Annotated in this window: 22 protein-coding genes and 1 tRNA gene; 10 read left to right on the top strand and 13 right to left on the bottom strand. The window is 59.6% G+C overall.

Features of this window, described 5'->3' with window-relative positions; translation table 11 throughout:
- Window positions 1-112: 112 nt before the first annotated feature.
- On the bottom strand, window positions 113-382 hold the full coding sequence (locus PH547_RS23555; RefSeq protein WP_285169585.1) for a hypothetical protein: 270 nt from the start codon (window positions 380-382) through the stop codon (window positions 113-115).
- A 154-nt stretch (window positions 383-536) separates the two neighbouring features.
- On the opposite strand from PH547_RS23555, the gene PH547_RS23550 reads away from it, so the two are divergent.
- From PH547_RS23550 to PH547_RS23540, 3 genes are all read left to right on the top strand, one after another.
- Window positions 537-611: transfer RNA gene (locus PH547_RS23550), tRNA-Thr, on the top strand.
- A 361-nt stretch (window positions 612-972) separates the two neighbouring features.
- A complete protein-coding gene (locus PH547_RS23545; protein ID WP_285169584.1) occupies window positions 973-2,097 on the top strand; it encodes an AAA family ATPase in 1,125 nt (374 codons plus the stop codon).
- Window positions 2,094-2,831 (top strand): hypothetical protein, encoded by a 738-nt coding sequence (locus PH547_RS23540; RefSeq protein WP_285169583.1) that lies wholly within the window; start codon window positions 2,094-2,096, stop codon window positions 2,829-2,831. The genes PH547_RS23545 and PH547_RS23540 overlap by 4 nt, the downstream gene beginning before the upstream one ends.
- 91 nt (window positions 2,832-2,922) lie before the next feature.
- Here PH547_RS23540 and PH547_RS23535 read toward each other — a convergent pair whose 3' ends face one another.
- Complete coding sequence (locus PH547_RS23535; RefSeq protein ID WP_285169582.1) at window positions 2,923-3,270, bottom strand: CAP-Gly domain-containing protein; 348 nt, start codon at window positions 3,268-3,270, stop codon at window positions 2,923-2,925.
- Between the two features lie 268 nt (window positions 3,271-3,538).
- The gene (locus PH547_RS23530) at window positions 3,539-4,009 is read right to left on the bottom strand and encodes a cupin domain-containing protein (RefSeq protein WP_104824395.1); all 471 of its coding nucleotides are present in this window, start codon (window positions 4,007-4,009) and stop codon (window positions 3,539-3,541) included.
- Between the two features lie 251 nt (window positions 4,010-4,260).
- On the opposite strand from PH547_RS23530, the gene PH547_RS23525 reads away from it, so the two are divergent.
- The 4 genes from PH547_RS23525 to PH547_RS23510 all read left to right on the top strand — a co-directional run bounded on the left by PH547_RS23525 (window position 4,261) and on the right by PH547_RS23510 (window position 8,313).
- A complete protein-coding gene (locus PH547_RS23525) occupies window positions 4,261-5,454 on the top strand; it encodes a four-carbon acid sugar kinase family protein (protein ID WP_285169581.1) in 1,194 nt (397 codons plus the stop codon).
- Window positions 5,451-6,467 carry a 4-hydroxythreonine-4-phosphate dehydrogenase PdxA gene (gene pdxA / locus PH547_RS23520; RefSeq protein ID WP_285169580.1) on the top strand — a complete coding sequence of 339 codons (1,017 nt, stop codon included), beginning with the start codon at window positions 5,451-5,453 and terminating at the stop codon, window positions 6,465-6,467. Before PH547_RS23525 ends, pdxA begins: the two co-directional genes overlap by 4 nt.
- 206 nt (window positions 6,468-6,673) lie before the next feature.
- Window positions 6,674-7,147 carry a VOC family protein gene (locus PH547_RS23515; RefSeq protein WP_285169579.1) on the top strand — a complete coding sequence of 158 codons (474 nt, stop codon included), beginning with the start codon at window positions 6,674-6,676 and terminating at the stop codon, window positions 7,145-7,147.
- A 362-nt stretch (window positions 7,148-7,509) separates the two neighbouring features.
- The gene (locus tag PH547_RS23510; protein ID WP_285169578.1) at window positions 7,510-8,313 is read left to right on the top strand and encodes a metallophosphoesterase family protein; all 804 of its coding nucleotides are present in this window, start codon (window positions 7,510-7,512) and stop codon (window positions 8,311-8,313) included.
- Window positions 8,314-8,370: 57 nt separating this feature from the next.
- Here PH547_RS23510 and PH547_RS23505 read toward each other — a convergent pair whose 3' ends face one another.
- From PH547_RS23505 to PH547_RS23485, 5 genes are all read right to left on the bottom strand, one after another.
- Window positions 8,371-11,520 carry an efflux RND transporter permease subunit gene (locus PH547_RS23505; protein WP_199773489.1) on the bottom strand — a complete coding sequence of 1,050 codons (3,150 nt, stop codon included), beginning with the start codon at window positions 11,518-11,520 and terminating at the stop codon, window positions 8,371-8,373.
- Between the two features lie 20 nt (window positions 11,521-11,540).
- Entirely contained in the window at window positions 11,541-12,689 is a 1,149-nt protein-coding gene (locus PH547_RS23500) for an efflux RND transporter periplasmic adaptor subunit (RefSeq protein WP_104824400.1), read from the bottom strand.
- A gap of 73 nt (window positions 12,690-12,762) precedes the next feature.
- The gene (locus tag PH547_RS23495) at window positions 12,763-13,371 is read right to left on the bottom strand and encodes a TetR/AcrR family transcriptional regulator (protein ID WP_285169577.1); all 609 of its coding nucleotides are present in this window, start codon (window positions 13,369-13,371) and stop codon (window positions 12,763-12,765) included.
- Window positions 13,372-13,503: 132 nt separating this feature from the next.
- Window positions 13,504-13,983: a hypothetical protein gene (locus PH547_RS23490; protein WP_260303156.1), complete on the bottom strand. Its 480-nt coding sequence runs from the start codon at window positions 13,981-13,983 to the stop codon at window positions 13,504-13,506.
- 150 nt (window positions 13,984-14,133) lie between these two features.
- Complete coding sequence (locus PH547_RS23485; RefSeq protein WP_104825221.1) at window positions 14,134-14,706, bottom strand: TetR/AcrR family transcriptional regulator; 573 nt, start codon at window positions 14,704-14,706, stop codon at window positions 14,134-14,136.
- Window positions 14,707-14,831: 125 nt separating this feature from the next.
- On the opposite strand from PH547_RS23485, the gene PH547_RS23480 reads away from it, so the two are divergent.
- On the top strand, window positions 14,832-15,182 hold the full coding sequence (locus tag PH547_RS23480; protein ID WP_104824403.1) for a DoxX family protein: 351 nt from the start codon (window positions 14,832-14,834) through the stop codon (window positions 15,180-15,182).
- 256 nt (window positions 15,183-15,438) lie between these two features.
- On the opposite strand, the gene PH547_RS23475 is transcribed toward PH547_RS23480, so the two are convergent.
- The 4 genes from PH547_RS23475 to PH547_RS23460 all read right to left on the bottom strand — a co-directional run bounded on the left by PH547_RS23475 (window position 15,439) and on the right by PH547_RS23460 (window position 19,618).
- Window positions 15,439-15,870 carry an OsmC family protein gene (locus tag PH547_RS23475; RefSeq protein WP_104824404.1) on the bottom strand — a complete coding sequence of 144 codons (432 nt, stop codon included), beginning with the start codon at window positions 15,868-15,870 and terminating at the stop codon, window positions 15,439-15,441.
- Between the two features lie 218 nt (window positions 15,871-16,088).
- Window positions 16,089-17,042 (bottom strand): L-arabinose ABC transporter permease AraH, encoded by a 954-nt coding sequence (gene araH / locus PH547_RS23470; protein WP_104824405.1) that lies wholly within the window; start codon window positions 17,040-17,042, stop codon window positions 16,089-16,091.
- A 17-nt stretch (window positions 17,043-17,059) separates the two neighbouring features.
- On the bottom strand, window positions 17,060-18,565 hold the full coding sequence (gene araG, locus PH547_RS23465) for an L-arabinose ABC transporter ATP-binding protein AraG (RefSeq protein WP_104824406.1): 1,506 nt from the start codon (window positions 18,563-18,565) through the stop codon (window positions 17,060-17,062).
- 69 nt (window positions 18,566-18,634) lie between these two features.
- Window positions 18,635-19,618 (bottom strand): arabinose ABC transporter substrate-binding protein, encoded by a 984-nt coding sequence (locus PH547_RS23460; protein WP_104824407.1) that lies wholly within the window; start codon window positions 19,616-19,618, stop codon window positions 18,635-18,637.
- Window positions 19,619-19,841: 223 nt separating this feature from the next.
- Between PH547_RS23460 and PH547_RS23455 the strand changes: the two genes are divergently transcribed.
- Window positions 19,842-20,609, top strand: coding sequence for a FadR/GntR family transcriptional regulator (locus tag PH547_RS23455; RefSeq protein WP_245463898.1), 768 nt, complete (start codon window positions 19,842-19,844; stop codon window positions 20,607-20,609).
- Between the two features lie 63 nt (window positions 20,610-20,672).
- A complete protein-coding gene (gene dgoD, locus PH547_RS23450) occupies window positions 20,673-21,821 on the top strand; it encodes a galactonate dehydratase (protein WP_104824409.1) in 1,149 nt (382 codons plus the stop codon).
- A 51-nt stretch (window positions 21,822-21,872) separates the two neighbouring features.
- On the opposite strand, the gene PH547_RS23445 is transcribed toward dgoD, so the two are convergent.
- Window positions 21,873-23,528: a GMC family oxidoreductase gene (locus PH547_RS23445; protein ID WP_104824410.1), complete on the bottom strand. Its 1,656-nt coding sequence runs from the start codon at window positions 23,526-23,528 to the stop codon at window positions 21,873-21,875.
- Between the last annotated feature and the right edge of the window lie 45 nt (window positions 23,529-23,573).

Below are 23,573 nucleotides of genomic sequence, written 5' to 3'. Positions count from 1 at the left end.
TGAAGTTCCGTGCGCCAAATTCCACGCGTTTGGGGAGAGAGCGCTGTTTAGACGAAATAGTTTAAGGCTTCAATTCGTTTGATGCTGTTTGATGATGACCAACATCAAATCATTACGATTCGTCCATTTTTGCGGCGGCATCCTTTGCATCGGACGAATTTGCGGCGGGAAGCCCATCCGTCTCGTCCGCCTGGCCGGCGCGGCGGGCCCGGACCTGCTGCTTGCGGCGCGCAAGATTTTCACGCAGCTTCTGCGCCGCCCGCTCGCGCCGCCGCTCCGCCTCGAGATTAAGCTTCGCGCCCGCGCCTTCCTTCCCCCCGCCGGCCGTCAAACCGCCTTGCGAGAGCTGCTCATCACCGCTTTTCGTCTTATCCGCACTCATGGCCTTCCCATAGCCGAAATCCCCCGGCTTCAAAAGACCGACATAATTTTTCCAGCGATCTTTCACCGAACTTGAAATTTGCGGCTTGCACTTACCTCTCACCTATGGCAATAGCCGCCTCGCCCAATACGGCGCGCACGACGCGCCACGGTTTGCTGCTATAGCTCAGGGGTAGAGCACTCCCTTGGTAAGGGAGAGGCCGAGAGTTCAAATCTCTCTAGCAGCACCAGTTTTTTCCAAGCCTTTTAGAGACGCAAAAGAACAAAGTGCATACCCATGCACCGTCGCGCATAGCAATACGTCACAGCTTGTTCCGCCATTGTTCGCAACAATTATTCTGCCGTGAGACTCGAAATGACACTAAGAAACTGTTTGTCGCTGGTGCCGCAATTTGCACTGCCTATCTGCCGGCGAATGTTTGCCAGTCATGCGTTGGATCTGAAGAGCGACCTTCTTCGGAAAAAACATAACCTTTTTTGAGGCACAACTTGGCGGCAACTCTGGGTCACGGCATCTGCCGCGATCACAATTGCACATTTGATTTGCTGGTCTCATAATGCACTTGTTGACTGATATAGAGGGTAGTTCTCGTGCGCTTGTTAGAGTTGTCCTACACCGAGTTTCTTGACGAGCCGCGATATTGGCGCCTCCATCCCGTGTCGTTTCAGCAGATTAACTTGATTGTTGGCCGAAACGCTTCGGGAAAGTCGCGGACACTCTCGGTGATTCACTCTTTAGCTAAGGCGCTAACGGGCACCCCTACTCCACCTCCGGCCGGCAACTTTGACGTCAAATTTTCAAATGACGAAGGCATCTGGCATTATCGCCTTGAGGTGGACGACGAAGGCGTACAGTTGGAGATATTCGCCAAGGATAACGAGATACTGTTGGAACGGGGAAAAGGTGGGGTTGGAACTATCCATGCTACTGAGTTAAAGCAATCAATTAGCTTTCAGTCGCCAATTGGCATGCTTGCAGCAACCTCACGCAACGATCAGATTCAGCATCCATTTTTGTTGCCTCTAATTGAATGGGCAAATGAGACATATTTTTATCCCTGTCACACTGAACTCGGCAAAGGCGCTATTATGCTGGTCCGGCCGAATTCTCCACCTCTCGACCCCAAGGATTTCAACCAGACGGTAGGCGTCCTGCGGGAAGGCCTGAGCAAAAATGCCCTTAGCTTCGCCAAGGCTGTTCTTTCGGATATGAGAACAGTCGGCTACGATCTTGAAGCTATTTGGCTTGGCGCACCTGCCAACATTATCGCGCATGGCTATGAGGTTCAGTCAATTTGCGTGAAGGAAAGAGGCATCACCGGAGACGTAGATCAATTCATGATGTCCGTTGGTATGTTTCGCGCCCTCGCAATTGTGATCCACCTAAATTACGGATTGTATATCGGCGAAGCGCAGACCGTTTTGATTGACGATATCGGAGAAGGGCTCGATTTTGATAGGTCAAGTAACCTAATCAGGCTTCTAGTGTCAAAAGTGAAGAACTCTGACATGCAGATAATCATGACAACCAATGACCGTTATGTAATGAATGGCATAGACCTTCAATACTGGACAGTACTTGACCGCGATGGACCCGAGGTTCGGGCTTACAATGAGAAAAATCGGCCGGAGGAGTTTGAAGAGTTTAGATTTACCGGGCTCAACAACTTCGATTTTCTCGCCCGAGATTTTCTTGCGACGCCCACCAAAAAATGAAGAAAATAGCAATTTTCACTGAAGGGCTGACCGAGCAATTATTTGTTGCTGAAGTCATTAAATTCCTCGCGGCAAAGCAAAATTATGCAATCAAGAATGAAAAGCTCTATGGAGGAAGGCGCTTTCCCACGATCACCATGGCTGTCGACGGGGACGAAGGAGATCCCGATAACTGCGATTTCTATTTTCTTCTCCTAGACTGCGGCACTGACAGCAGAGTGGTTTCAGCTATTGGTGAACGTTATAACGGCCTAATATCATCAGGCTATACCGATATAATTGGCGTGAGGGACTTAGCACCCTCTTTTAAGAGAGAGCAACTAGAACGATTAGTGGCAGGCTCTAGAAGTGAGCTGCCGAACGATCCTATTGATCCTCTCCTTGTTGTTGCTGTGATGGAAGCCGAGGCATGGTTTATCGCGGAGAACACACATTTTGTTCGCATAGATGGTCGGCTAACAAATCAGGTGATATTTGAAGCAACGGGAGTAGATGTATCCGCTGACGCCTCCCAGATAGAACGCCCATCCCAGGAATTGCCTCGAATTTATCAGATCGCCGAACTTGCCTATGACAAGGCACGCGAACAGGTTGGGCGAACCCTAGCGGCATTGGATATGGAGCACTATCGAGATGACGGAGCTTTCCAAAGAGCCGCGAGCTTAAAACCGCTTTTCGAGCGAATTCAGACCATTTTCATCGGACAGACCACGGTCGAAGCAACTGCAGGCTAAAACATGGCATCTTGGTTTGGCCTCAGTCCAGAGCCGGAATGCCCCAATCAATAATTTCGGAATTGGTAGGCTTTGGACGTTCCGATCCCCCTCAAACCTTCTCCGTCTTCCTAACCTTCTTCCCCTTCTCCACCGGCGCATCCGGCGTCGGCGCCAGCAGCTTGCGCAACGACGCAATCTTGTCCTTCACCAGCGGGCGGAAGCGGGTGGCGCGGTAGGGCATGTCGGCGGCGCCGTAGCCTTCCGGGCCGTCGTCATTGCCGCGATGGATCTCTTCGAGCTTCACGCCGATGAAGGTGCCGTCGACATAATGGGTGTATTCGCCGACCCAACGGATCGTGTAGATCGTTCCCTTGCGGATCAATTGGTCGATGCTGACATGCTTGAACGTGTCATCGATGCAGACGACCTTCTGGCCCACATGGAAATCGTAGCTCACTCTGCTCTCCTTGGATCGACAGGGACCACCTTGCCCTATCGCCGGGACGCCAGCATAGCCGCATATCAGCGTGAGAGTAAACGTGGCGAATGCCGCAGCCCCGATCTGCAGCGCCGCAAACAGCGATGGAGCGAACGTCGACAAGCCTTGGTGAAGGCCGAAGATTGCGCCGTTCATTGCCTAATGGCTACCGGCGCGCGGACCGATTCGTTGGTGTGACATCCGCCGCACTCCGCGATAGAGCAGCAACCTTCAAGCCCCCAACCAGCTATTGCGACTTTTGAGGATCGTCCGCCGGATTGATATATTTGATCCCCCAGGGGCCATTGGTAGTGATCTGGAGGACAGTCTCCTCGTTGAAGTAAACGAAATGCGCCGTGCCGGGCGGCAACGCGAAGAAACTGCCCGCAGGCAGTGGCTTGGTGGCGCTCCGATCGGCGGTCTTGCCCATCCCAAAATTGATCGTCCCCGATATTATCGTGACCACCTCATCGCCAGGATGCGTGTGCGGTGGGATCGCGTAGCCGGCTGGCACTTTGAGCCGCAGGGCAAATAAGCCTTTCTTCATGGGATCGCCGAACAAGACCGCCGCTTGTGCTCCAGCAGGAAGCACTTTGGGGGCTGGGCCCCACTTGACTTCATTGGGAACCACCAGTGTGTGTGCCTGCTCTGCCCAGGCAAAGGAAGCGATTCCGCAAAATCCGATCCAGCCGATTGCAAGTATCGACGCGATTTTCATGACAACCTCCCTGTGTCGCCGGGCCTTCCGCCTCGGCTGCACGCTGGGGCAGGCTCGCGAACAGTTCAGAATAAGACCGCCTACCATTCCGAGCAAGGTTCCCCCGGGTCATCCAATCGGATTACGGGCCCTTTCGACTTGACAACTCCCCCACAATTTAAAGACTGCACCCACCCAAATCGGCACACTGGAACGTCATTTCCATGCTTATCTCCACCGCATCCCGAGCCCTTCGGAGGCAATGATCGCTCATGCCCACCCTCCGCCTCATCGCTGACGATCTGACCGGCGCGCTCGACACGGCTGTCGAATTCGTCGGCGTCTATAGGCCGATCGAGGTGCAGCGCGAAGATGCGCTTCCGGCAAGCCTGCCGGATTGCCTTGCAATCGACAGCGGCACCCGCGAGAAAACGGCAGCCGAAGCGGCGGCCATCGTCGGCCACATCGCGCCGTTGCTGGAGGGGGCCGATCTTGCCTTCAAGAAGGTGGATAGCCTGTTTCGCGGGCCTTGGGCGGCGGAACTTGCGGCCTGCTTTCGGCTCGGCCACTGGCGGCATTGCATTCTGGCGCCGGCCTTTCCGCATCACGGGCGGCATACGCGCGGCGGACGGCAGGTGCTGTTTGCCGGGAAGGATGCCTGGCGCGATATCAGCGGCGATCTCGTCGCTCATTTGAAAGCGGAGGGCTTGCCGGCCTTCAACACGCCGCTCAGTCACCACCAGGTCGATGCCGGAGACCCCATTCCGGATGGCATCCATGTTTTCGACGCCCATTCGGACGACGACCTCGACGCCGTCATCGCATGGGTATCATCTGCACTGCAGGGACCGGTCCTTTGGAGCGGCACCGGTGGGCTGGCGCGCGCCCTGGCGCGCAATATCGATTTGGCAACGCATCGCCGCCCTCCTCCCGAAAAGGACGCGAGCGAAGAGCGGCCCGCGCCCACTGTCCCCGTTTCGCGCAGGCTGCAAAGACCTGTGCTCGGCCTGTTCGGCTCCGATCAGCCGATCACGCTGGCGCAACTCCAGGCCTGCGGCCCCAATTGGCTGAAGCTTGCGGAAGGTGCCAGCGCCGATGCGGTCGACAGACAAATCCAGCAAAGCGGCGTCGCCATGGTCAGCCTCGACCTGCCAACCGGGCTCGAACGCGACGACGCGGCAAGGCGGATCGAGGCGACCTTCGGCGGCATAGCCAACGCATTGCCGGCGCCGGCCACATTGATTGTCGCCGGCGGCGAAACCTTGCGGAACCTTTGCGCGGCGCTCGACGTCACCGCCCTCAGCCTCACCGGCCAGGCCGCACCCGGCCTGCCCCGCTCCACGATTGTCGGCGGCCCCTGGCAGGGCACCACGGTGATCTCGAAGTCCGGCGCATTCGGAGGCCCCACCCTATGGCGCGATCTCTTGAGTGAAAACGCGCTGATTGCCGGAGGAGAAGAACCATGACGCGGCACCTGGCAATCACCATGGGCGACCCCGCCGGCATCGGCCCGGAAATTATCGTCAAGGCCGCAGCCCGGTTGAAGGGTAGGCTCGATGAAGGTAAGCTTAAACTTACAATAATCGGCAGCGGCCCGGCCCTGCGGCTCGCCGAACGGCAGCTCGGCCTCGATGTAGAGATTCCGGAAGCCCGGATGGAAGACGACTGGCCGAACCTCTGCTTCATCCAAGCAGACGCCGAGGGAGAACCAATCCTGCCGGGCCGGCTCTCTGCCGATGGCGGCCGCATGGCTTTCAAGGCGATCGAGAAGGGCGTTCAGCTCGCCATGACCGGAAAGGTCGGCGGCATCGTCACTGCGCCGCTCAACAAGGAAGCGCTGAACAAGGCCGGCTTCCATTATGCTGGCCATACCGAGCTGCTCGCCGAACTCACCGGCGCCCGCGGCTCAGTGATGATGCTGGCCCATGGCAATATGCGCGTCAGCCACGTCACCACCCATGTCGCGCTGGAAGATGTGCCGAAGCGCCTGACGCCCGAGCGGCTGCGCCTTGTCATCGACCTGACCGACAAGGCACTCAAGCAGCTCGGCATCGCCAAGCCGAAAATTGCCGTGGCGGCGCTCAATCCGCATGCCGGCGAAGGCGGCCTCTTCGGCCGGCAGGATATCGACATTTCTGCGCCGACGATCGCAAAGGCTGTCGAAGATGGGCTGGATATCGTCGGCCCGGTCCCCGGCGATACCGTCTTCGTCAAGCTGCGCGCCGGCCAATATGACGCCGTCGTCGCCATGTATCACGATCAGGGGCATATCCCGGTCAAGCTGCTGGGCTTCGAGATCGACCCGGCGACGGGGAAATGGATGGACCTCTCCGGCGTCAACATCACCCTCGGCCTGCCGATCGTCCGCACCTCCGTCGACCACGGCACGGCCTTCGACATCGCCGGCAAGGGGATCGCCAATGAGCGCAGCCTGATCGAAGCGATCGAGTTTGCGGAGCGGTTGGCAGCCAATCGATGAGATTGTCAGGCACGCTCTCCGATGCCGCAACGTCGTGCCTGTGCCCCTCACTCTAGCCCTATCCCCGCAAGCGGGGCGAGGGGATGACAATCAGCTAGCCTCTCGCTGGAAATTAAAGTCCCTCATAAAAATCTTTCCTCCCTTGTCGGCATTTCCCCTTTCCATCCGTCCTCTGGTCAACCCAACCCGAAAGAGGAGAAACGCCGATGTCCAAGATTGCTCCATGCCTGTGGTTCGAGCGCGAGGCCGAGGAGGCCGCGAGGTTCTATGTCTCGCTGTTTCCGGATTCACGCATCGACCATGTGCAGAAGAACCTTGTCGATACGCCGGCCGGCAAGGCCGATAGCGTGCTGGTCGTCGACTTTACGCTGGCGGGTCAGCGCTTCATGGCGCTGAACGGCGGCATACGCTTCGAATATACCCATGCGATCTCGCTGGCGGTGGATTGCAAGGATCAGGCAGAGGTCGACCGGCTGTGGGATGGTCTTGCCGACGGCGGCGAAATCGAGCAATGCGGCTGGCTGAAGGACCGCTATGGCGTCTCCTGGCAGATCGTGCCGAGCGTGCTCAGCAAGCTTCTGTCCGATCCCGATCCCGTCAAGGCCGCGCGCGTCATGCAGGCACTGATGCAAATGGTGAAGCTCGATATTGCCGGCCTGCAGAAGGCCTATGAGGGCTAGTCGGCAAAGTCTCCAACTTGGAGTTCCCGGTCGCTGCCCATGGCTGCGCCCGGGAGAATTCGGCTGCCGTCAGGCGTTCGATGGCCTGCAACTGGATGCAGTTCGGCACCCCTATGGCGCCATCGGCGAACAAACATTCATCCGTCGCAAAACGCTCCAACGCCAAGAATCGCGTTGGTCGCGCCAAGGCATAACGACTCCTATCGCCTTGTTTTTCTTAACCTTAGCGTAAGTCCCGCCCACCGGCGCATCTTGCACCTGACCATCCATTGGACTAGCGTTGCGCTACCGCCCTAAAATGGCGGGATTCTTGAAATATTTTCAAAAGATTATGCCGTCGTGTTTGGTGTAGGCGGATGTCCATGACCGGACTAATCGATCAACTTTTCGGCAGGAGAGCGGCGAAGTCCATTGAACCGCGATCCCGCATTGATCTGACAGCGGAAGGCTACACAGCCATCTATGCGCTGAGCGACATTCATGGCTGCTACGACGCGTTGATCGAAGCGGAAAGGCATATCGTTGCGGATGCCGTCACGATCCCCGGCCGGAAACTCCTAATGTTCCTCGGCGATTATGTCGATCGTGGTCCGCGATCGAACGACGTGCTGCAGCATCTGTGCGAGCCGCCACCTGTGGGCTTTGACCGCTATATCCTTTGCGGCAATCACGACGATGTCTTCCTGAAATTCCTGGACGATCCGCGCGCCAACAGCCATTGGCTCGAGTTCGGCGCCGTACAGACACTCGCCTCCTATGGCGTCGACGTGGAATATCTGCTGCTCGAAGAAGGCAGGAGCATCGAAGAACTCTGCGAAACCGTTCTTCAGGCCATGCCGCCGGCGCATGTCGAATTGCTGCGCTCCCTGCCGATCGCCATCATCATCGGTCCCCTCCTTTTCGTCCATGCCGGCATCCGGCCTGCCATACCGCTGGAACAGCAGACCGACGAAGACCTGATCTGGATCCGCGACCCCTTCCTCTCCGAAGGTCCGCAATTGCCGGTGCTGGTGGTGCATGGCCATACGCCGACCGCGCGGCCCGACTTTGGCAATCATCGCATTGGCATCGACACGGCCGCCGCCATGGGCGGAAGCCTGACGGTGCTCAAGATCGCGGCGGGCGAATGCTCGATCCTCACACAGACCTTCGAGCCACGCCGCTGAAAATAAAAAAGGGCCCCGGCACAAGCCGGGGCCCCTTTCACGCTCTGCCCGCGCTTTTTATTCCGCTGCCATAGCTGGTGGTAGATGATGTACGGCGTCGTTGCTCTCCTGCTCTTCGACGGGCTGCTGTCCTTTCTTCTTCGGCTCGCGGCCGAAAAAGAGCGCATAGCCCGCCGGCAGCACGAAGATGGTCAGCACTGTGGCAACCAGGATGCCGCCCATCATGGCGTAGGCAAGTGGACCCCAGAAAACGCCGCGCGAGATCGGGATCAGCGCCAGAACCGCCGTCAACGCCGTCAGCATGATCGGCCGGAAACGGCGGACGGCCGAGCCAATGATCGCTTCCTTCCGGTCCATGCCCGCCGCGATGTCCTGATCGATCTGGTCGACGAGGATGATCGAATTGCGGATGATGATACCAAGCAGCGCGATGACGCCAAGGATCGCCACGAAGCCGAAGGGCGCGCCGCTGATCAGCAGGGCACCGGCTGCACCGATGATGCCGAGCGGACCGGTGGAGAGCACCAGCATCGCCTTGCCGAAGTGCTGGAGCTGCGCCATCAGCAGCACGACGATGATGACCAGCATGATCGGTGCCTTGGCGGCGATCGAGGCCTGGCTTTCGGCGCTGTCTTCGGCACCGCCCTGAATCTCGATCTTGTAGCCCGCCGGCAGGCTGTTTCTGAGATCGGCCATGTCGTTGTAGAGTTTGGCCGTCACGTCGTTCGACTGAACATTGTCGGGAAGCGTCGCCCTAACCGTGATCGTCGGCAGGCGGTCGCGGCGCCACTCGATGCTCTGCTCCATGACGGGCACGACCTTTGCGACCTGCGACAACGGCACGAAACCGCCGGAGTCGGTCGGGATATAGATGGAATTGACCGAAGTCAGCAGATGGCGGCTTGCCTCTGGCTCCCGTGCAACGATGCCGACGGTCTCCTCGCCCTCACGATAATTGTCGAGGGTGACGCCGGACATCGAGGCCTGCAGCATCTGGCGGATACGCTGCGAGGTGACGCCGAGTGCACGGGCGCGGTCCTGATCGATCACCAGCTTCATGGCCGGCACCGGCTCCAGCCAGTCGTCATGGATAGCGCCGAGCAGCGGGTTCTGCGCGAAGCGCGCTTTTACATCATCGGCGATATGGCGAACCTCCTGCCGGTCCGGACCCATGACACGCAACTGCACCGGCCAGCCGGTCGGCGGACCGAGGAACAGGCGGTCCACCTTGGCGCGGACCGAGGGGAAGTCGGCGGCAAGCATGCTGCGCAGCTTGACGATCAATCGCTCGCGCGCCGGCTCGTCCTTGGCCATGACCAGCAACTGGGCATAGTTCGGGTTGGTGAGCTGCTGATCGAGCGGCAGGAAGAAGCGCGGGGCACCTTCGCCGACATAGGTGGCGATGAACCGCTTGTCGGGATCATCGGCCATGCGGGCCTGCAACCTCTGCGCCTGGCGTTCGACTTCCTTGATGCTGGTGCCTTCCGGCAGCCAGAGATCGACCAGAATTTCCGGACGCGAAGACTGCGGGAAGAAGTTCTGCGGAATGAACTGGAACGACCACAAGCTGCCGACGAAAGCGGCGAGCGTCAGAAGCAGCACGATGACGCGATGGCGCACGGCCCAGCTCACCGACGACCGCAGGCGGCGGTAGAAGCGCGTATCGAAGACGTCGTGATGCTCGCCGGCATGATGCCGCTGCTTCAGGATCATATAGCCGAGCCAGGGCGTGAAGTAGACCGCCACGAACCAGGAAATCACCAGCGCGATACCGACGACATAGAAGAGCGTGCGAACGTATTCACCGGCCGTCGACGCGGCGAAGCCGACTGGGATGAAGCCCGCCGTGGTGATCAGCGTACCCGTCAGCATCGGAAAGGCGGTCGAGGAATAGGCAAAGCTTGCCGCATCGAGCTTGACCAGCCCCTCCTCCAGCTTGCGTTCCATCAATTCGACCACGATCATCGCGTCGTCGACGAGGAGACCGAGCGCGATGATGAGGGCGCCGAGCGAGATACGCTGCAGGTCGATGCCGAGCTCGTACATGAGCGCGAAGGTCGCAGCCAGCACCAGCGGAATGGCGATGGCGATCACCAGGCCGGAGCGCCAGCCGATCGACAGGAAGGAGACGATCAGCACGATCACCAGCGCTTCGCCGAGCGCATGCATGAACTCGCTGATGGCGTCCGTCACCACTTCCGGCTGGTTGGAGATCTGGTCGACCTGCACGCCGACCGGCAGCGATGCCTCGAAACGCTTGTAGGTCTCTTCCACCGCCTTGCCGACGTCGGTCACCTTGTTGCCATTGGCCATGACGACGCCGAGCTGGACGCTCTCGTGACCGTTATAGAGGAACTTGGCCGTGTAAGGATCCTGTAGCCCGGCGCTGACCGTCGCTATATCGCCGAGACGCGTCACCTGGCCGCCGGCGGTCAGCCGGAGATTCTTGATATCCTCGATCTTGTTGACGTCCCCCTCGACCGAGATGCGAACCGAGCGCGTGCTGGTATCGACGGTGCCGGCCGGATCGACATTGTTCTGGCCGACGATCGCGTTCTGCAGGGCGGTCAGCGTCAGGCCGCGCTCGGCCAGCACCTTGGAGGAGACATCGATATAGATCTGCTCGGGCTGATCGCCGATGATCACAGCCTTCTCGACGCCGGGCGTCTCGAGCAGCATATCACGGGCTTGGATCGCGAATTTCTTCAACTCAGGATAGCTGTAGCCGGCACCGCTGATCGAATGCAGGGTGATGAAGGTATCGCCGAACTCATCGTTGAAATAGGGGCCGAGCAGGCCGGAGGGCAGCGTGTTGGCGATATCGCCGACCTTCTTGCGCACCTGATAGAAGGCGTCCTTCACCTGTTCGGTGTTCGTGTCGCCCTTGATCTGGACGGTGGTGATGGCAAAGCCGGCGCGGGTATAGGATTTGACCCAATCGAGATGCGGGGTTTCCTGCAGCTTGCGCTCGATCTTGTTGACCACCTGGTCTTCCATGTCCTGCAGCGAGGCGCCAGGCCAGATGGTCTGCACGACCATGACGCGGAAGGTGAAATCCGGATCTTCCTTCTGGCCCATGTGCGTGAGCCCAAGCGCGCCGGCGATGATGATCAGCGCGAACAGGAAGCGCGCGATGCTCGGATGGCCGATCGCCCAACGCGACAGGTTGAAGCGCTTCTTTTCGTCGGAGGTGCTGTTGATAATCATTGTCCCGCCCCTCGATCCTTTCAGCGCACGATATCGGCAGCCGCGGCGCTGCCATGTGTCTCAGCCGAAGCCTGCTGCCCGGTCGGCACCTTGACCTTCATGTTCTCGCTCATGAATTGCGTGCCGGCGGCAACGACGACGTCACCGGCCTTGAGGCCATCGGCGACACGCACGCCATCATCGGCAAAGTCGGCAACCTTGACGCTGCGGGAGTGCACGGTGCCGGCACTGCGGTCGACCAACCAGACGATCTGCTGACCGTCCTTCTCCGCAAGCGCGCTCAGCGGAATGGAGACGAAAGGCCGGGTATTGTCGGCCAGCGCCTCGATGGTCGCGGTCATGCCGAGCAGCACGCGCGGATCGTTGGGCAGGCTGACGCGGACCGCAAAGGTACGCGACTGCGCGTCGGCGCTTCCGGATACCTCACGCACCTTGCCGTCCAGCACCAGCGCGTCATCGGACCAGAAGCGCGCCTTGACGTCCTTACCGACCTTGAATTGCGCAATATCCATTTCCGGGACAGCGATCTGCGCTTCCTTCTCACCGTCGACGGCAACGGTGATGACGGGCGTGCCGGAGCCGACCACCTGACCGACATCGGCATTGATGGTCGTCACGATGCCGTTCATGTCCGAAGTCAGATCGGTATAGGCGACCTGGTTCTTCGCTTCCGCCAAGGCCGACACGGCTGAATCCCGCGTCGATACGGCCTGGTCATAGGAAAGCTCGGCCTGTTCGAGCTGCGATTTCGGCGAAACGTTCTTGTCGAAGAGCTGCTGCGCGCGATTGCGGGCGAGCTCCGTGGTCTGCACCTGCTTCTCGGCCGCATCGAGATCGGCCTGGGAGCGGCGCACGGCTAAAGCGTAATCGGTGGAGTCGATGCGGGCGAGCACGTCGCCGGGCTTGACCTTCTCGCCGATATCCACCTTGCGCTCGACGATCTTGCCGTTGACCCGGAAGCCGAGGTTCATATCCGTCCGCGCCTTGACCGCACCGGAATAGTCGAGCTTGCGCGTCGTATCCGCCTGGGCGATCTCGACCACTTTCACCGGCCGGATCACCTCCGCAGTCTCTTCTTTCTTCTCGTTGCAGCCCGAAAGCGTGAGCGCAACGGCAGCAAAGACGGCAGCGCCGGCAGCGGATCGTATGTTGGTCGTCAGCGAAACCATGTCGCTCTCCTTGATCAAACGGCTTTAGTCAAATGCAATGCAAAGGCGCGTGGATCATCCAATGCGCGTACTACTATTTCTTTAGCGCTCTGATAGCAAATTCGATAAGATCGTCCGGTTCCGCCCGGTTCGTCTTCGCAAGACATTGCGCGACCATTTGCGGGTGGCACAAAATGATTGTCGCCGCGCCGAAGCATTTCGAGGCGGCGACTGGATCCTGTTCGAAAAACTCGCCGGCGGCGATGCCTTCGGCAATGATTTCAGCCATGAGGTCATGGATCCGGTCAATGTGCTTTTCGATGACATGCCAATCGCGCTCGATGGCGACGACGACCATCTCATGCACCTTCTGTTCGTCGAGCATCGTCTCGAGCGTCAACTTGTATTGGGCACGGACATAAGTGCGCAGCCGCTCGGAAGCGCTGATCGGCATGTGACGGATGTCGTAGGCCATCTTGTAGCTCAGCGCGAGCATGCGGCCGCACAGGGCCTGGTGGATTTCCGTCTTGGACGCGAAGAACCGATAGATATTCGCGGTCGACATACCGAGATCACGGGCGATATCGGCAACCGTCGTCTTGCTGTAGCCGTAGTGGCGAAACAGTTTTTCGGCGGAATCGAGAATCCGCGTTACGTTCTCCTGACGTGCAAGATCGGCGCTAACCGCAGAAGGATCGAGCATTGGGTTGCTTCCGATTTACGAGTGACGATTTTTAATTTTCGTCACTCGTAAATCATCAAGGCTCAAATGTCAAGAAGCCGCTCCGCGAAACGAGGCGGTTGAGACGCTGTCGATGGAGTCAGATTGCGATAATTAGATACGCAGAAGCGACGGCTGGAAACGGCGGACGCTGAGGAAGCCGACGATCAGGAACGCGAGCAGCAATACGGTCTGTACGGCGAGGATCGGCGGCTCGTTCCCCATGGGTGCCAGCGTATTGAGCAATGGAATTTTCTGGAAGGACTGAACGATCAGCACAACACAATTGAGATAGAGCATCAGCAGGCTGCCGACGATGAAAACAAGCCGCCAGATACCGGCCATCCGCTGCCTGTAGCGGGCGATTGCCGTCGGAATGAAAAGCAGAACGGTGATGATGCCGAATACGATGCCGGGCGTAATGCCGTTGAAAGGAAAGAGGAATCCGGTCAAACTCGTGAGCAGAATGGTGACCATGTAGACAAACGTGGAGCGCTCATGGCGCTTCACGGAAATCAATCCCTCTGCGACGACGATGCCGGCAGCGATGGCGATCAGGCTGATAATGACGTGAATCAACGTGAGTCCGGACATTCTGCAATCCCCTTTTCGCAATGCATTTTCCGTGAAAAGGATAGTCCGGGCCCTGGATGCGGGATTGTACATTTACGGCGGAATATGAGCGCACTATCCCGCATTTTCCAAGCCTCTTATGCGGGATCAGATTAATCGCAGGGCCCGCTCTCAGAGTTGACTTGTCACCATCTGCATGATGAGCGTGATACGTTGAGCCCGGAAAGCGGGTCTTATCCTGCCGTGACGTTCAAGCTCCGCCAGACCGTGAAGTGCCGCCCAAAAAGTTTCGGTAGCCGTATCCACATCCCGGGAGAACGGCGCGATCACCGTCGCCATGGCTCCGAAACCATCGCGAAGTTGAGCTGGCGTGTCGGATCTGGCGAAGCGGAGGCCAGTCGGCAGAACGAACATCGCCTCGTACATCGCAGGGCGAGCGAAAGCGAAATCGAGATAGGCGACTGCGATGTCTTCCACTCGCTCCTTTGATGTGGATGATGGCCGGATCGCGGCGCCGAGCATCGCAGCCAATTCGCCGAAGCCTTCGAGCGCGACCGCTCCGACGATCTGGTCGCGATTTTCAAAATGCGAATAGAGAACTGGCTGACTGTATTCTATCTCCTCGGCGAGGCGCCGGATCGTGACGGAAGCCCAGCCGTCGCGTTCCGCGATCGTCCTCGCAGCGACGACGATCCTCCGTTCACGTTCGGCCCGTTCTCGAGTCTTGCGTTCGCTGATACCCACCCGTGCCTCAATCTTCATGCGCGCGATTTTCCTGATGCAAAACTATCAAAAGGAACATTGATTGACAAACTAGCAGTGCTAGATTAAATGACGTCGCTATACAGAAGAGATCAACGGGTGTTCCAATGAACATTTTCACAGGCGCAACATCGCTCGATACAATCCTCGTCTGGCTGGCCGCCGGGGCGTTTCTCGTCGGCGCTATCGTCAATGCGAGTGGACATCCGAAAATCCGCGCGGGTTTCGTGCGACTTGGATTTCCTTTCTGGTGGTGCTGGGTCACAGCCGCCTTCGAGCTTGCAACGGCGGTGCTCTTGATAACAGCTGGCACCCGATATATCGGGGCGGCGTTGGGCGCTTGCATTATGCTCGCCGCGATCGCTGCCATTGTCCGTATCCGGAACTATCGAGAGCTCCCGCCACCTTTCGTGTTCCTGTTGCTGCTGGCACTGGCAAGTGTCAGCGGTCAAGTCTGAATATCTCGCTGCAACGAAACCTGACGATGCAAACAGGATGGGATCGTACATCGCGCCGATGGCGCAAAGCGATGCCGACGCAGCCCAGGGCGAAATGTCGATCGGCGACCTGCAAACTGCTCGCGCTCACGGCGAGTACGTAGCATGAGTTGCGCTGCGGTTCGCATCGGCTCATGCCGTCCGATGCCGTGCCCTAACGCCTGGCATGTAAAAAGCGCCGCACCATCGGCACGGCGCTCTCCATCGAAAGGACTGCTCAGGCGGCGTGCACTTCCAGAGAGATCGGAACGGAAGCAAGCGCCTTGGAAACCGGGCAACCGGCCTTGGCCTTGTTGGCGAGTTCGGTGAATGTGGCTTCGTCGGCGCCGGGGACTTTGCCGGTCAGCGTCAGGTGAATGGCGGTGATGGCAAAGCCGCCTTCGACGCTTTCAAGCGTGACCTTGGCGGTCGTTTCCATGCTTTCGGCGGTGAAACCGGCTTCATTGAGGATCAGCGACAGAGCCATGGTGAAGCAGCCGGCATGGGCCGCACCGATCAGCTCTTCCGGATTAGTGCCGGGAACGCCTTCGAAGCGGCTGGCAAAACCGTAGGGATAGTGATTGAGCGCACCGCTCTGGGTCGAAATCTGACCCTTGCCGTCCTTCAGACCGCCGGACCACTGGGCCGAACCTGTACGATTGATCTGCATGCCGTCCTCCTAGTCGTTGATTGAACGCCGGGAAAGAGCCCCTTGCCCTCCCCGCAATGGCCGTAGGAGGCAGCACCAGAGCGACCTGCGTTCGCTGGAACGCATAGTCGCTTGAAAGCGGGATGCTCTGGGCTGCCTCAATCGACAATATAATGCTCTATCCGCCGAAGACGACAGCGCTGTAACAATTAACCTCTGGGGCTCTGGTCAACCCTTGGCTATCCCCTCGCACGTCCCGCCGCGGCCGAGCGAATATTGTCCAGCGTCACCGCGATCAGCAGGATCGAGCCAAGGACGAGATATTGATAGAAGGCCGGAATATTGAGGAGATTCATGACGTTCTGGGCAATGCCCATGATCAGCACGCCGACGATGACGCCGCTCATCGAGGCCCGGCCGCCCGCGAGCGAGACGCCGCCGAGCACGCAGGCCGAGATGACCAGCAGCTCCAAGCCGATCGCCGCATTCGGCTGCCCGGAGGTGATGCGCGAGGACAGGAGGATGCCGGCGATGGCGCAGATGAAGCCCTGCAGCGTGAAGATCCAGATCCGCATCGTGGCGACGTTCACGCCCGCCAGCCGCGAGGCCTCCGGATTGCCGCCGATCGCCAGCGTATTCTTGCCGAAGGTGGTGCGATTCAGCACGAAGCCGAATAGGAGGAACAGGATCACCATGATCCAGATCGGCGTCGGAATGCCAAGAAAGGTCGAGAGTGCCAGTTGATAGAAATTCGGGTCGTTGATGCCGACCGCGCGGCCGTCCGAGGCGATCAGCGCCAGACCACGGACGATCTGCATAGTGGCAAGCGTCGCGATCAGCGCATTGATGCGCAGCTTGGCGATGAGCGCACCGTTGACGAGACCGACGATCGCGCCGCAGACGAGCGCCGCCAGCAGGCCGAGAATGATGGAGCCTGTGACGTTCGAGGCCATGACCGCGATCATGCCGCAGAAGGCGACGGTCGAGCCGACGGAAAGATCGAAATCGCGTGAGGCCAGGCAAAACATCATGGTGCAGGCAACGATGCCGATCGTGACAACCGATTGCAGCAGGCCGATCATGTTGCGCTCGGTCAGGAAATTCGGAACCGTCAGCGACACGATGACGAAGGCCACCGCGAAGATGACGACGAGGCCCTGTTCGCCGAGAAGGATTTTTTTCAAGGAAGACATCGTCACGATTTCCCTAGTCAGAATGTGCTTGCGGCGTTTTTGTCCGGCAATGCGGCGGTGAGGATCTGGTGCTCGTTGAAATTCGCCCGCGTCACATAGGCAGCGACCTTGCCGCCGCACATCACCATGATCCGGTCTGAAATGCCCATGACCTCCGGCAGTTCGCTGGAGATGACGACGATCGCCATGCCGCCGGCTGCCAATTCATAAAGGATTTCATAGATTTCCGATTTTGCTCCGACATCGATGCCGCGCGTCGGCTCATCGATGACCAGCACCTTGACGCCCTGTTCGGACAGCCAGCGGCCGAGAATAACCTTCTGCTGATTGCCGCCGGAAAGATTGATGATGTCCTGCTTGCGCGACGGCGTGCGCACGCGCAGCCTGGCGATGAACTGATCGGCAAGGGCCGCTTCCTTGCGCGGGCTCAATAGGCCCAACGGCGAAAAATGCCGCCGCGAGGAAATGGCGATATTCTCCTGGATCGAACGGCCCTGGATGATCCCATCGAGCTTGCGGTCCTCCGGGCAGAGCACCATGCCGGCATGGATCGCTGCCTTGGGATTGTTCGGAGCGACCGTGACGCCATCGATAGTGACCGTGCCCTGGTGACGATGATCGGCACCAAACAACAGCCGGGCCATCTCACTGCGGCCGGCGCCGATCAGGCCAAAGAAGCCAAGGATTTCGCCCCTGCGGACGGAGAAATTGATCGGCGTCGGAAGTCTCGACCCTGAGAGCCCTTTGACCTCCAGCCGGACAGGCCCGAGCTGCCGCCCGCGCCAGCCCCAGATATTGCTGATCTCGCGGCCGACCATTTCGGCAATGATCTGCTCGCGCGTTACTTTCCTGATGTCAGGATGGTGTGCCGCGAGCTTACCGTCGCGCAACACCGTCAGGCCATCGCAGAGCCGGAATATCTCGTCCAGCCGATGCGAGACGTAGAGGATGACGGTGCCGTTCGATTTCAGCCGCTCGATCAGCGAAAACAGAATCTCGCTCTCGCGCGACGACAGCGACGACGTCGGCTCGTCCAGTGCGATGACACGGGCATCGACCATGACGGCCTTGGCGATTTCCACCATCTGCCGCGCGCCGATCGACAGCGACGACACCTTGGCGGCCGGATCGACATCGATGCCGATCTCCTGGAGCTTGGCGCGCACGGTATCGACGAGCGTCTTGCTATTGATGATGCCGGCTTTCGCCGGAAAGCGGCCGAGCCACAGGTTTTCGGCGACCGTCAGTTCCGGCACCAGTTGCAATTCCTGATGGATGACGGTGACGCCGGCGTGAAAAGCATCCCGCACCGAATGATAGTGCTGCTCCTGGCCGTCGATGGATATCGTACCCGCATCCGCCGCCTGATCGCCGGAAAGAATGCGGATCAGCGTCGACTTTCCGGCGCCGTTTTCGCCCATCAGCCCATGCACGGCGCCTTTGACGACCGGAAAGGTGATGTTCGACAGCGCCTGAACGCCGGGATAGCTCTTCGAAATACCGTTGAATTCGAGAAAGGCCATGTTTCTCTCGCTGGTAAAAGAGCCCGGCGGCAAAACTGCCACCGGGCCGCGATCATCCGGAGAGGACGATCATTCGATACCGAGATCCTTGCGGACCTTCTGATAATCGCCGCGCAGCGCCAGCGAACCGGAGGTCAGCGTCAGCTTCGGCGGTTCCTTGCTGTTGGCGATCCAGTCGTACATATCGATCGCGGTTTCGTAGCCGTGACGCTTCGGCGATATGATGACGGTGCCGAAGAAGCCCGTCGGCTGCGGCTTCTTGAATTCGTTGATTGCCGAATCCGCGCCGCCGATGCCAACACCGACGACGTTGGCGGCGGGAATGCCGACCGATTCCGTCGCGCGGACAGCGCCGAGCACGGCTTCGTCGTTGAGGCCGAAGGCCACCCAGTATTTCACGTCGGCATGCTTGTTGAGCACGGTGGTCGCAGCATTGAGCGCTGCTTCCGTGTCGGTTTTGGCCTGTGGCGCGTCATAGATGTTCGCGGCCGGGAAACCGGCACCCTTCAGCACCGAAATAGCGCCTTCGACGCGGTCGACAGCGGTCGGAAGCTGGTCGTAGGAAACGCGGATCGCGCCGACATTCTTCATGTCCCAGCCGCGCTTCTTGATTTCATCGACAATCGCCTGGCCGACGCTCTCGCCGATCTTGGTGGCGGAAATGCCCATATGCGGCACGTCTTCCAGCGGCTTGCCGTCGGCGCCGACCAGACGGTCGTCAACCGTCATCAGCTTGAGCTGGTTGGCCGCCGCCTTGGCGACGATGCCAGGGCCGAGCTTCACATCGGGCGTGCAGATGATGAAGCCCTCCGCACCCTGGGCGCCGAGATTGTCGATCGCAGCCTGAACCTTTTCGCCATCCTGCGCGCCGATCTTGACGAGCGTGAAGCCCTTCTCCTTGGCGGCGATGTCGGCGAACTTCCATTCGTCCTGAAACCAGGGTTCTTCCGGTTGCTTGACCACGAAGCCGATTTTCACGTCTGCCGCCAAGGCGGAGGTGGCTGCGATGACCGCAACCGTACCAGCCAGAATAGCTGCTTTGAAAAAGCGCATGACTCTCTCCCAAAATTCGAAATGAAGCACACTGCCCTCCCTGGCAGTGCTTCTTGAATTATGATAAATCATCATACCAGTCAATTGCCAATGTATGATGATTATAATAGTGTGACTTTTGGCAAGGATGGCCCGCCAAACGCGCCGACGCTTATCGCCATGCGGAATAAATTCCGCTAAGCAGAGGCTCGGCCGCGCGGGAGAACGGCTGCGGAGAAGGCAATTGGATTCGTTTGAACAGCAAGAGCAAAGGCTGAACGGAGCGGCGGAGCGCCGTCCGCGCGTGCGCAAGAACGTCACGGCGGCGATCGCCGAGGACATCTGTTCCGAACGCTATCCTTCCGGCTCGCCCCTGCCGCGCGAAAACGATCTCTGCGATCTCTACGGCGTCAGCCGCACCGTCATCCGTGAATCCCTGAAGATCCTCGAATCGAAAGGGCTCGTGCGCGGCAAGCCGCGCATTGGCACCACCGTCTGCGATAAGGACGACTGGAATATCCTTGATCAGGACGTGCTAGAGTGGATGGGTCCTTATATCGCCGAATTCGATATTCTCGGCTGCATTCTCGAGGCGCGGCGTACCATCGAGCCGGTGGCCGCCGAATATGCCGCCGAGCGCGCCACCGCCCAGGAGATAGCCGATCTCGAAAAAGCCTGGCGGCAGATGCGCGATTCCGGCGATGATCCCGAACGCTTCACCGAAGCCGACGTGATGTTCCATACGGTGCTTTTGAGCGCCAGCCACAACCAGGTGTTCCGCCGCCTGTCGAGCGCCATCCATGCCGGGCTGAAATATGCATTGCATGCTTCGAATGTCGCGGTGGACAGCCGTGATGAGGCGATCGCCGTCCATGGCGATCTGGTGGAGGCGCTGCGCCTGCGCAACCGCACCTCTGCGCGCGACTGCGCCCATCGCATGCTCGATCTTGCCACCCGCGACCTTGCCGCCGCCGAAAAAGCGATCGGGCGGGTGGAGAAAAACAAGACCTGAAATCCCGAAATCCGCGGCCTGGCGCCGCTGATATGATCCAAAAGCCGAAACGGAAGCGTTCCCATGAAAATCACCAAATTGACCACCTATATCGTGCCGCCGCGCTGGATGTTCCTGAAGATCGAAACAGACGAGGGCATCACGGGCTGGGGCGAGCCAGTGGTCGAAGGCCGGGCTTTGACCGTCCAGGCCGCCGTGCACGAACTGGAAGACTATCTGATCGGCAAGGACCCCTTCCTGATCGAAGATCACTGGAACGTCATGTACCGCGCCGGCTTCTATCGCGGCGGCGCCATCCACATGTCGGCGCTTGCCGGCATCGACCAGGCGCTCTGGGACATCAAGGGCAAGGCGCTTGGCCAGCCGATCCATTCGCTGCTGGGTGGCCAGGTGCGCGACAAGATCAAGGTCTATTCCTGGATCGGCGGCGACCGCCCTTCCGACGTCGCCAACAACGCCAAGGACGTCGTCGCCCGCGGTTTCAAGGCGATCAAGCTCAACGGCTGCGAGGAAATGCAGATCGTCGACACCTACGACAAGGTGGAGAAGGCTGTTGAGACCATCGCCACCATTCGTGAGGCGATCGGCCCCTATATCGGCATCGGCGTCGATTTCCACGGCCGCGTCCATCGCCCGATGGCCAAGGTTCTCGCCAAGGAACTCGAGCCCTACAAACTGCTCTTCATTGAAGAACCCGTGCTCTCCGAAAATCGTGAAGCCCTGAAGGAAATCGCCAATCATTGCTCGACGCCAATCGCGCTCGGCGAGCGGCTCTATTCGCGCTGGGACTTCAAGTCGGTCCTGTCGGACGGCTATGTCGACATCCTGCAGCCTGACCTTTCCCATGCCGGCGGCATCACCGAATGCCGCAAGATCGCGGCGATGGCCGAAGCCTATGACGTGGCGCTGGCACCGCATTGCCCGCTCGGCCCGATCGCGCTTGCCGCCTGCCTGCAGGTCGACGCCGTCAGCTACAATGCCTTCATCCAGGAACAGAGCCTCGGCATCCACTACAACAAGGGCAACGACATCCTCGACTACATCTCCAATAAGGAAGTCTTCCACTATGCCGACGGCTTCGTCAGCATCCCGCAAGGCCCCGGCCTCGGCATCGAAGTGGACGAAGCCTACGTCATCGAGCGCGCCAAGGAAGGCCATCGCTGGCGCAACCCGGTTTGGCGCCATGAAGACGGCAGCGTAGCCGAGTGGTAAGAGCTCTCCTCCCGTAAACGAAACGCCCCGAACTTCGGGGCGTTTTGCTTTTTAACGAACATCCGCCCGCGCGCGCGGCCGCGTGTCATTGCGCTCCCAGGAGAAAATCGCCGGCGGTAGCGGATCCCGATCGCGGATGATATCCGCGCCTTTCTCGCCGATCATGATCGTCGGGCCGTTGGTGTTGCAGGAGGGCACGCGCGGCATGATGGAGCTGTCGCAGACGCGCAGGCCCTCGAGCCCTCGCACCTTCAGCTCGAGATCGACGACCGCCATGGCGTCCGTGCCCATCTTGCAGGTGCCGACGGGATGATGGTCGGTCTTGGCGTTGGCGCAGCCATAGTCGAACAATTGCGCCTCCGTTGTCAGATTGCCACCCGGCAGCCGCTCAGCCAGCACAAAGGGCTTCAGCGCATCCTGGCTCATGATGTCGCGGGCGATCCGTAGGCCTTCGAGCGACATCTTCATATCGTGCGGATCGCTCCAATAGTTCGGATCGATCAGCGGCGCGGCGGATGGGTCGGATGAAGAGAGCCGCACCGTGCCGCGCGAGCGCGGGTGCAGATAGGCGGAATTTAAAGTTACGCCGGCATTCTTCAGCCGTGCGACGCCCGCCTCGATGCCGGAGCCGAGGCCGAGATGGAACTGGATATCCGGCGAGCGGGCATCGGGATCAGCATACCAGAAGCCGCCGGTCTCGAAGAGCGACGAGGCGACGGGACCGGAGCGGAACAGCAGATATTGCAGCCCGGCCCAGAGCGTACGATGCAGCTTGGCGACATTGTCGTAGGTGTGGTCGCCGGTGCATTCCGAGATGACGAAAAGATCAAGATGGTCCTGCAGATTGCCGCCGACACCCGGCAGGTCGTGCGTGACCGGCACACCGACCGAGGTCAGATGGTCGGCCGGGCCGATCCCGGATTGCAAGAGCAGCTTCGGCGAGCCGATGGCGCCGGAGGAGATCAGCACTTCCCGGTCCGCCCGAATGATCTCGACACCCTTGTCTGTCACCACCTCGACGCCGACGGCGCGGCGGCCTTCGAGAATGATGCGCGCCACCCGCGCACCGGTACGGATGGTCAGGTTCTTTCGATCTTTGATCGGCGATAGGTAGGCCAGCGAAGCCGACGAGCGGCGGCGGTTGCGCTGCGTCAACTGATAGAAGCCGACACCCGCCTGCTGTCTGCCGTTGAAATCGTGATTATAGGGGATGCCGAGTTCCTGACCGGCGCGGATATAGGCATCGCAGATCGGCAGCGCCGATACCGGCATGGAAACGCCGAGCGGGCCGCCATAGGAATGATAGTCATCGGCAAAGCGCTGATTGTCCTCGGCGCGTTTGAAGTAAGGCAGCACGCTGCGATAGTCCCAGCCCTCGCAGCCATCCTCGCGTGCCCAGAGATCGTAGTCGACAGCGTTGCCGCGCGTGTAAAGCTGCGCATTGATCGAGGAGCCGCCGCCGATCACCTTCGCCTGCGTATAGCGCAGCACGCGGCCCTTCATATGCCTCTGCGGCACCGTCTTCCAGCCCCAGCTCGCCACCCCCTTGGTCATCTTGGCGAAGCCGGCCGGCATGTGGAACAACGGATTCCAATCACCGCCGCCAGCCTCCAGCAACAGGACTTTCACCATGGGGTCCTCGCTCAGACGGTTGGCGAGTACGCAGCCCGCCGGTCCGGCGCCGGTGATGATGTAGTCGTAGCTCATTCCAGTCCTCAAATTTATCATGTTCCCGGCACGAGATCGCATTTC

The sequence above is a fragment of the Rhizobium cerradonense genome (assembly GCF_030182455.1).
GTDB lineage: Bacteria > Pseudomonadota > Alphaproteobacteria > Rhizobiales > Rhizobiaceae > Rhizobium.
Note: the sequence above shows the minus strand (reverse complement) of the source record. Positions and strands in the feature narration are given on the sequence as shown.

Excerpts from the sequence above, each read along its gene's own strand:
- PH547_RS23555 (WP_285169585.1), bottom strand. The coding sequence starts at position 382 with ATGAGTGCGGATAAGACGAAAAGCGGTGATGAGCAGCTCTCGCAAGGC.
- PH547_RS23540 (WP_285169583.1), top strand. The coding sequence starts at position 2,094 with ATGAAGAAAATAGCAATTTTCACTGAAGGGCTGACCGAGCAATTATTT.
- PH547_RS23530 (WP_104824395.1), bottom strand. The coding sequence starts at position 4,009 with ATGAAAATCGCGTCGATACTTGCAATCGGCTGGATCGGATTTTGCGGA.
- PH547_RS23525 (WP_285169581.1), top strand. The coding sequence starts at position 4,261 with ATGCCCACCCTCCGCCTCATCGCTGACGATCTGACCGGCGCGCTCGAC.
- pdxA (WP_285169580.1), top strand. The coding sequence starts at position 5,451 with ATGACGCGGCACCTGGCAATCACCATGGGCGACCCCGCCGGCATCGGC.
- PH547_RS23515 (WP_285169579.1), top strand. The coding sequence starts at position 6,674 with ATGTCCAAGATTGCTCCATGCCTGTGGTTCGAGCGCGAGGCCGAGGAG.
- PH547_RS23510 (WP_285169578.1), top strand. The coding sequence starts at position 7,510 with ATGACCGGACTAATCGATCAACTTTTCGGCAGGAGAGCGGCGAAGTCC.
- PH547_RS23505 (WP_199773489.1), bottom strand. The coding sequence starts at position 11,520 with ATGATTATCAACAGCACCTCCGACGAAAAGAAGCGCTTCAACCTGTCG.
- PH547_RS23500 (WP_104824400.1), bottom strand. The coding sequence starts at position 12,689 with ATGGTTTCGCTGACGACCAACATACGATCCGCTGCCGGCGCTGCCGTC.
- PH547_RS23495 (WP_285169577.1), bottom strand. The coding sequence starts at position 13,371 with ATGCTCGATCCTTCTGCGGTTAGCGCCGATCTTGCACGTCAGGAGAAC.
- PH547_RS23490 (WP_260303156.1), bottom strand. The coding sequence starts at position 13,983 with ATGTCCGGACTCACGTTGATTCACGTCATTATCAGCCTGATCGCCATC.
- PH547_RS23480 (WP_104824403.1), top strand. The coding sequence starts at position 14,832 with ATGAACATTTTCACAGGCGCAACATCGCTCGATACAATCCTCGTCTGG.
- PH547_RS23475 (WP_104824404.1), bottom strand. The coding sequence starts at position 15,870 with ATGCAGATCAATCGTACAGGTTCGGCCCAGTGGTCCGGCGGTCTGAAG.
- araH (WP_104824405.1), bottom strand. The coding sequence starts at position 17,042 with ATGTCTTCCTTGAAAAAAATCCTTCTCGGCGAACAGGGCCTCGTCGTC.
- araG (WP_104824406.1), bottom strand. The coding sequence starts at position 18,565 with ATGGCCTTTCTCGAATTCAACGGTATTTCGAAGAGCTATCCCGGCGTT.
- PH547_RS23460 (WP_104824407.1), bottom strand. The coding sequence starts at position 19,618 with ATGCGCTTTTTCAAAGCAGCTATTCTGGCTGGTACGGTTGCGGTCATC.
- dgoD (WP_104824409.1), top strand. The coding sequence starts at position 20,673 with ATGAAAATCACCAAATTGACCACCTATATCGTGCCGCCGCGCTGGATG.
- PH547_RS23445 (WP_104824410.1), bottom strand. The coding sequence starts at position 23,528 with ATGAGCTACGACTACATCATCACCGGCGCCGGACCGGCGGGCTGCGTA.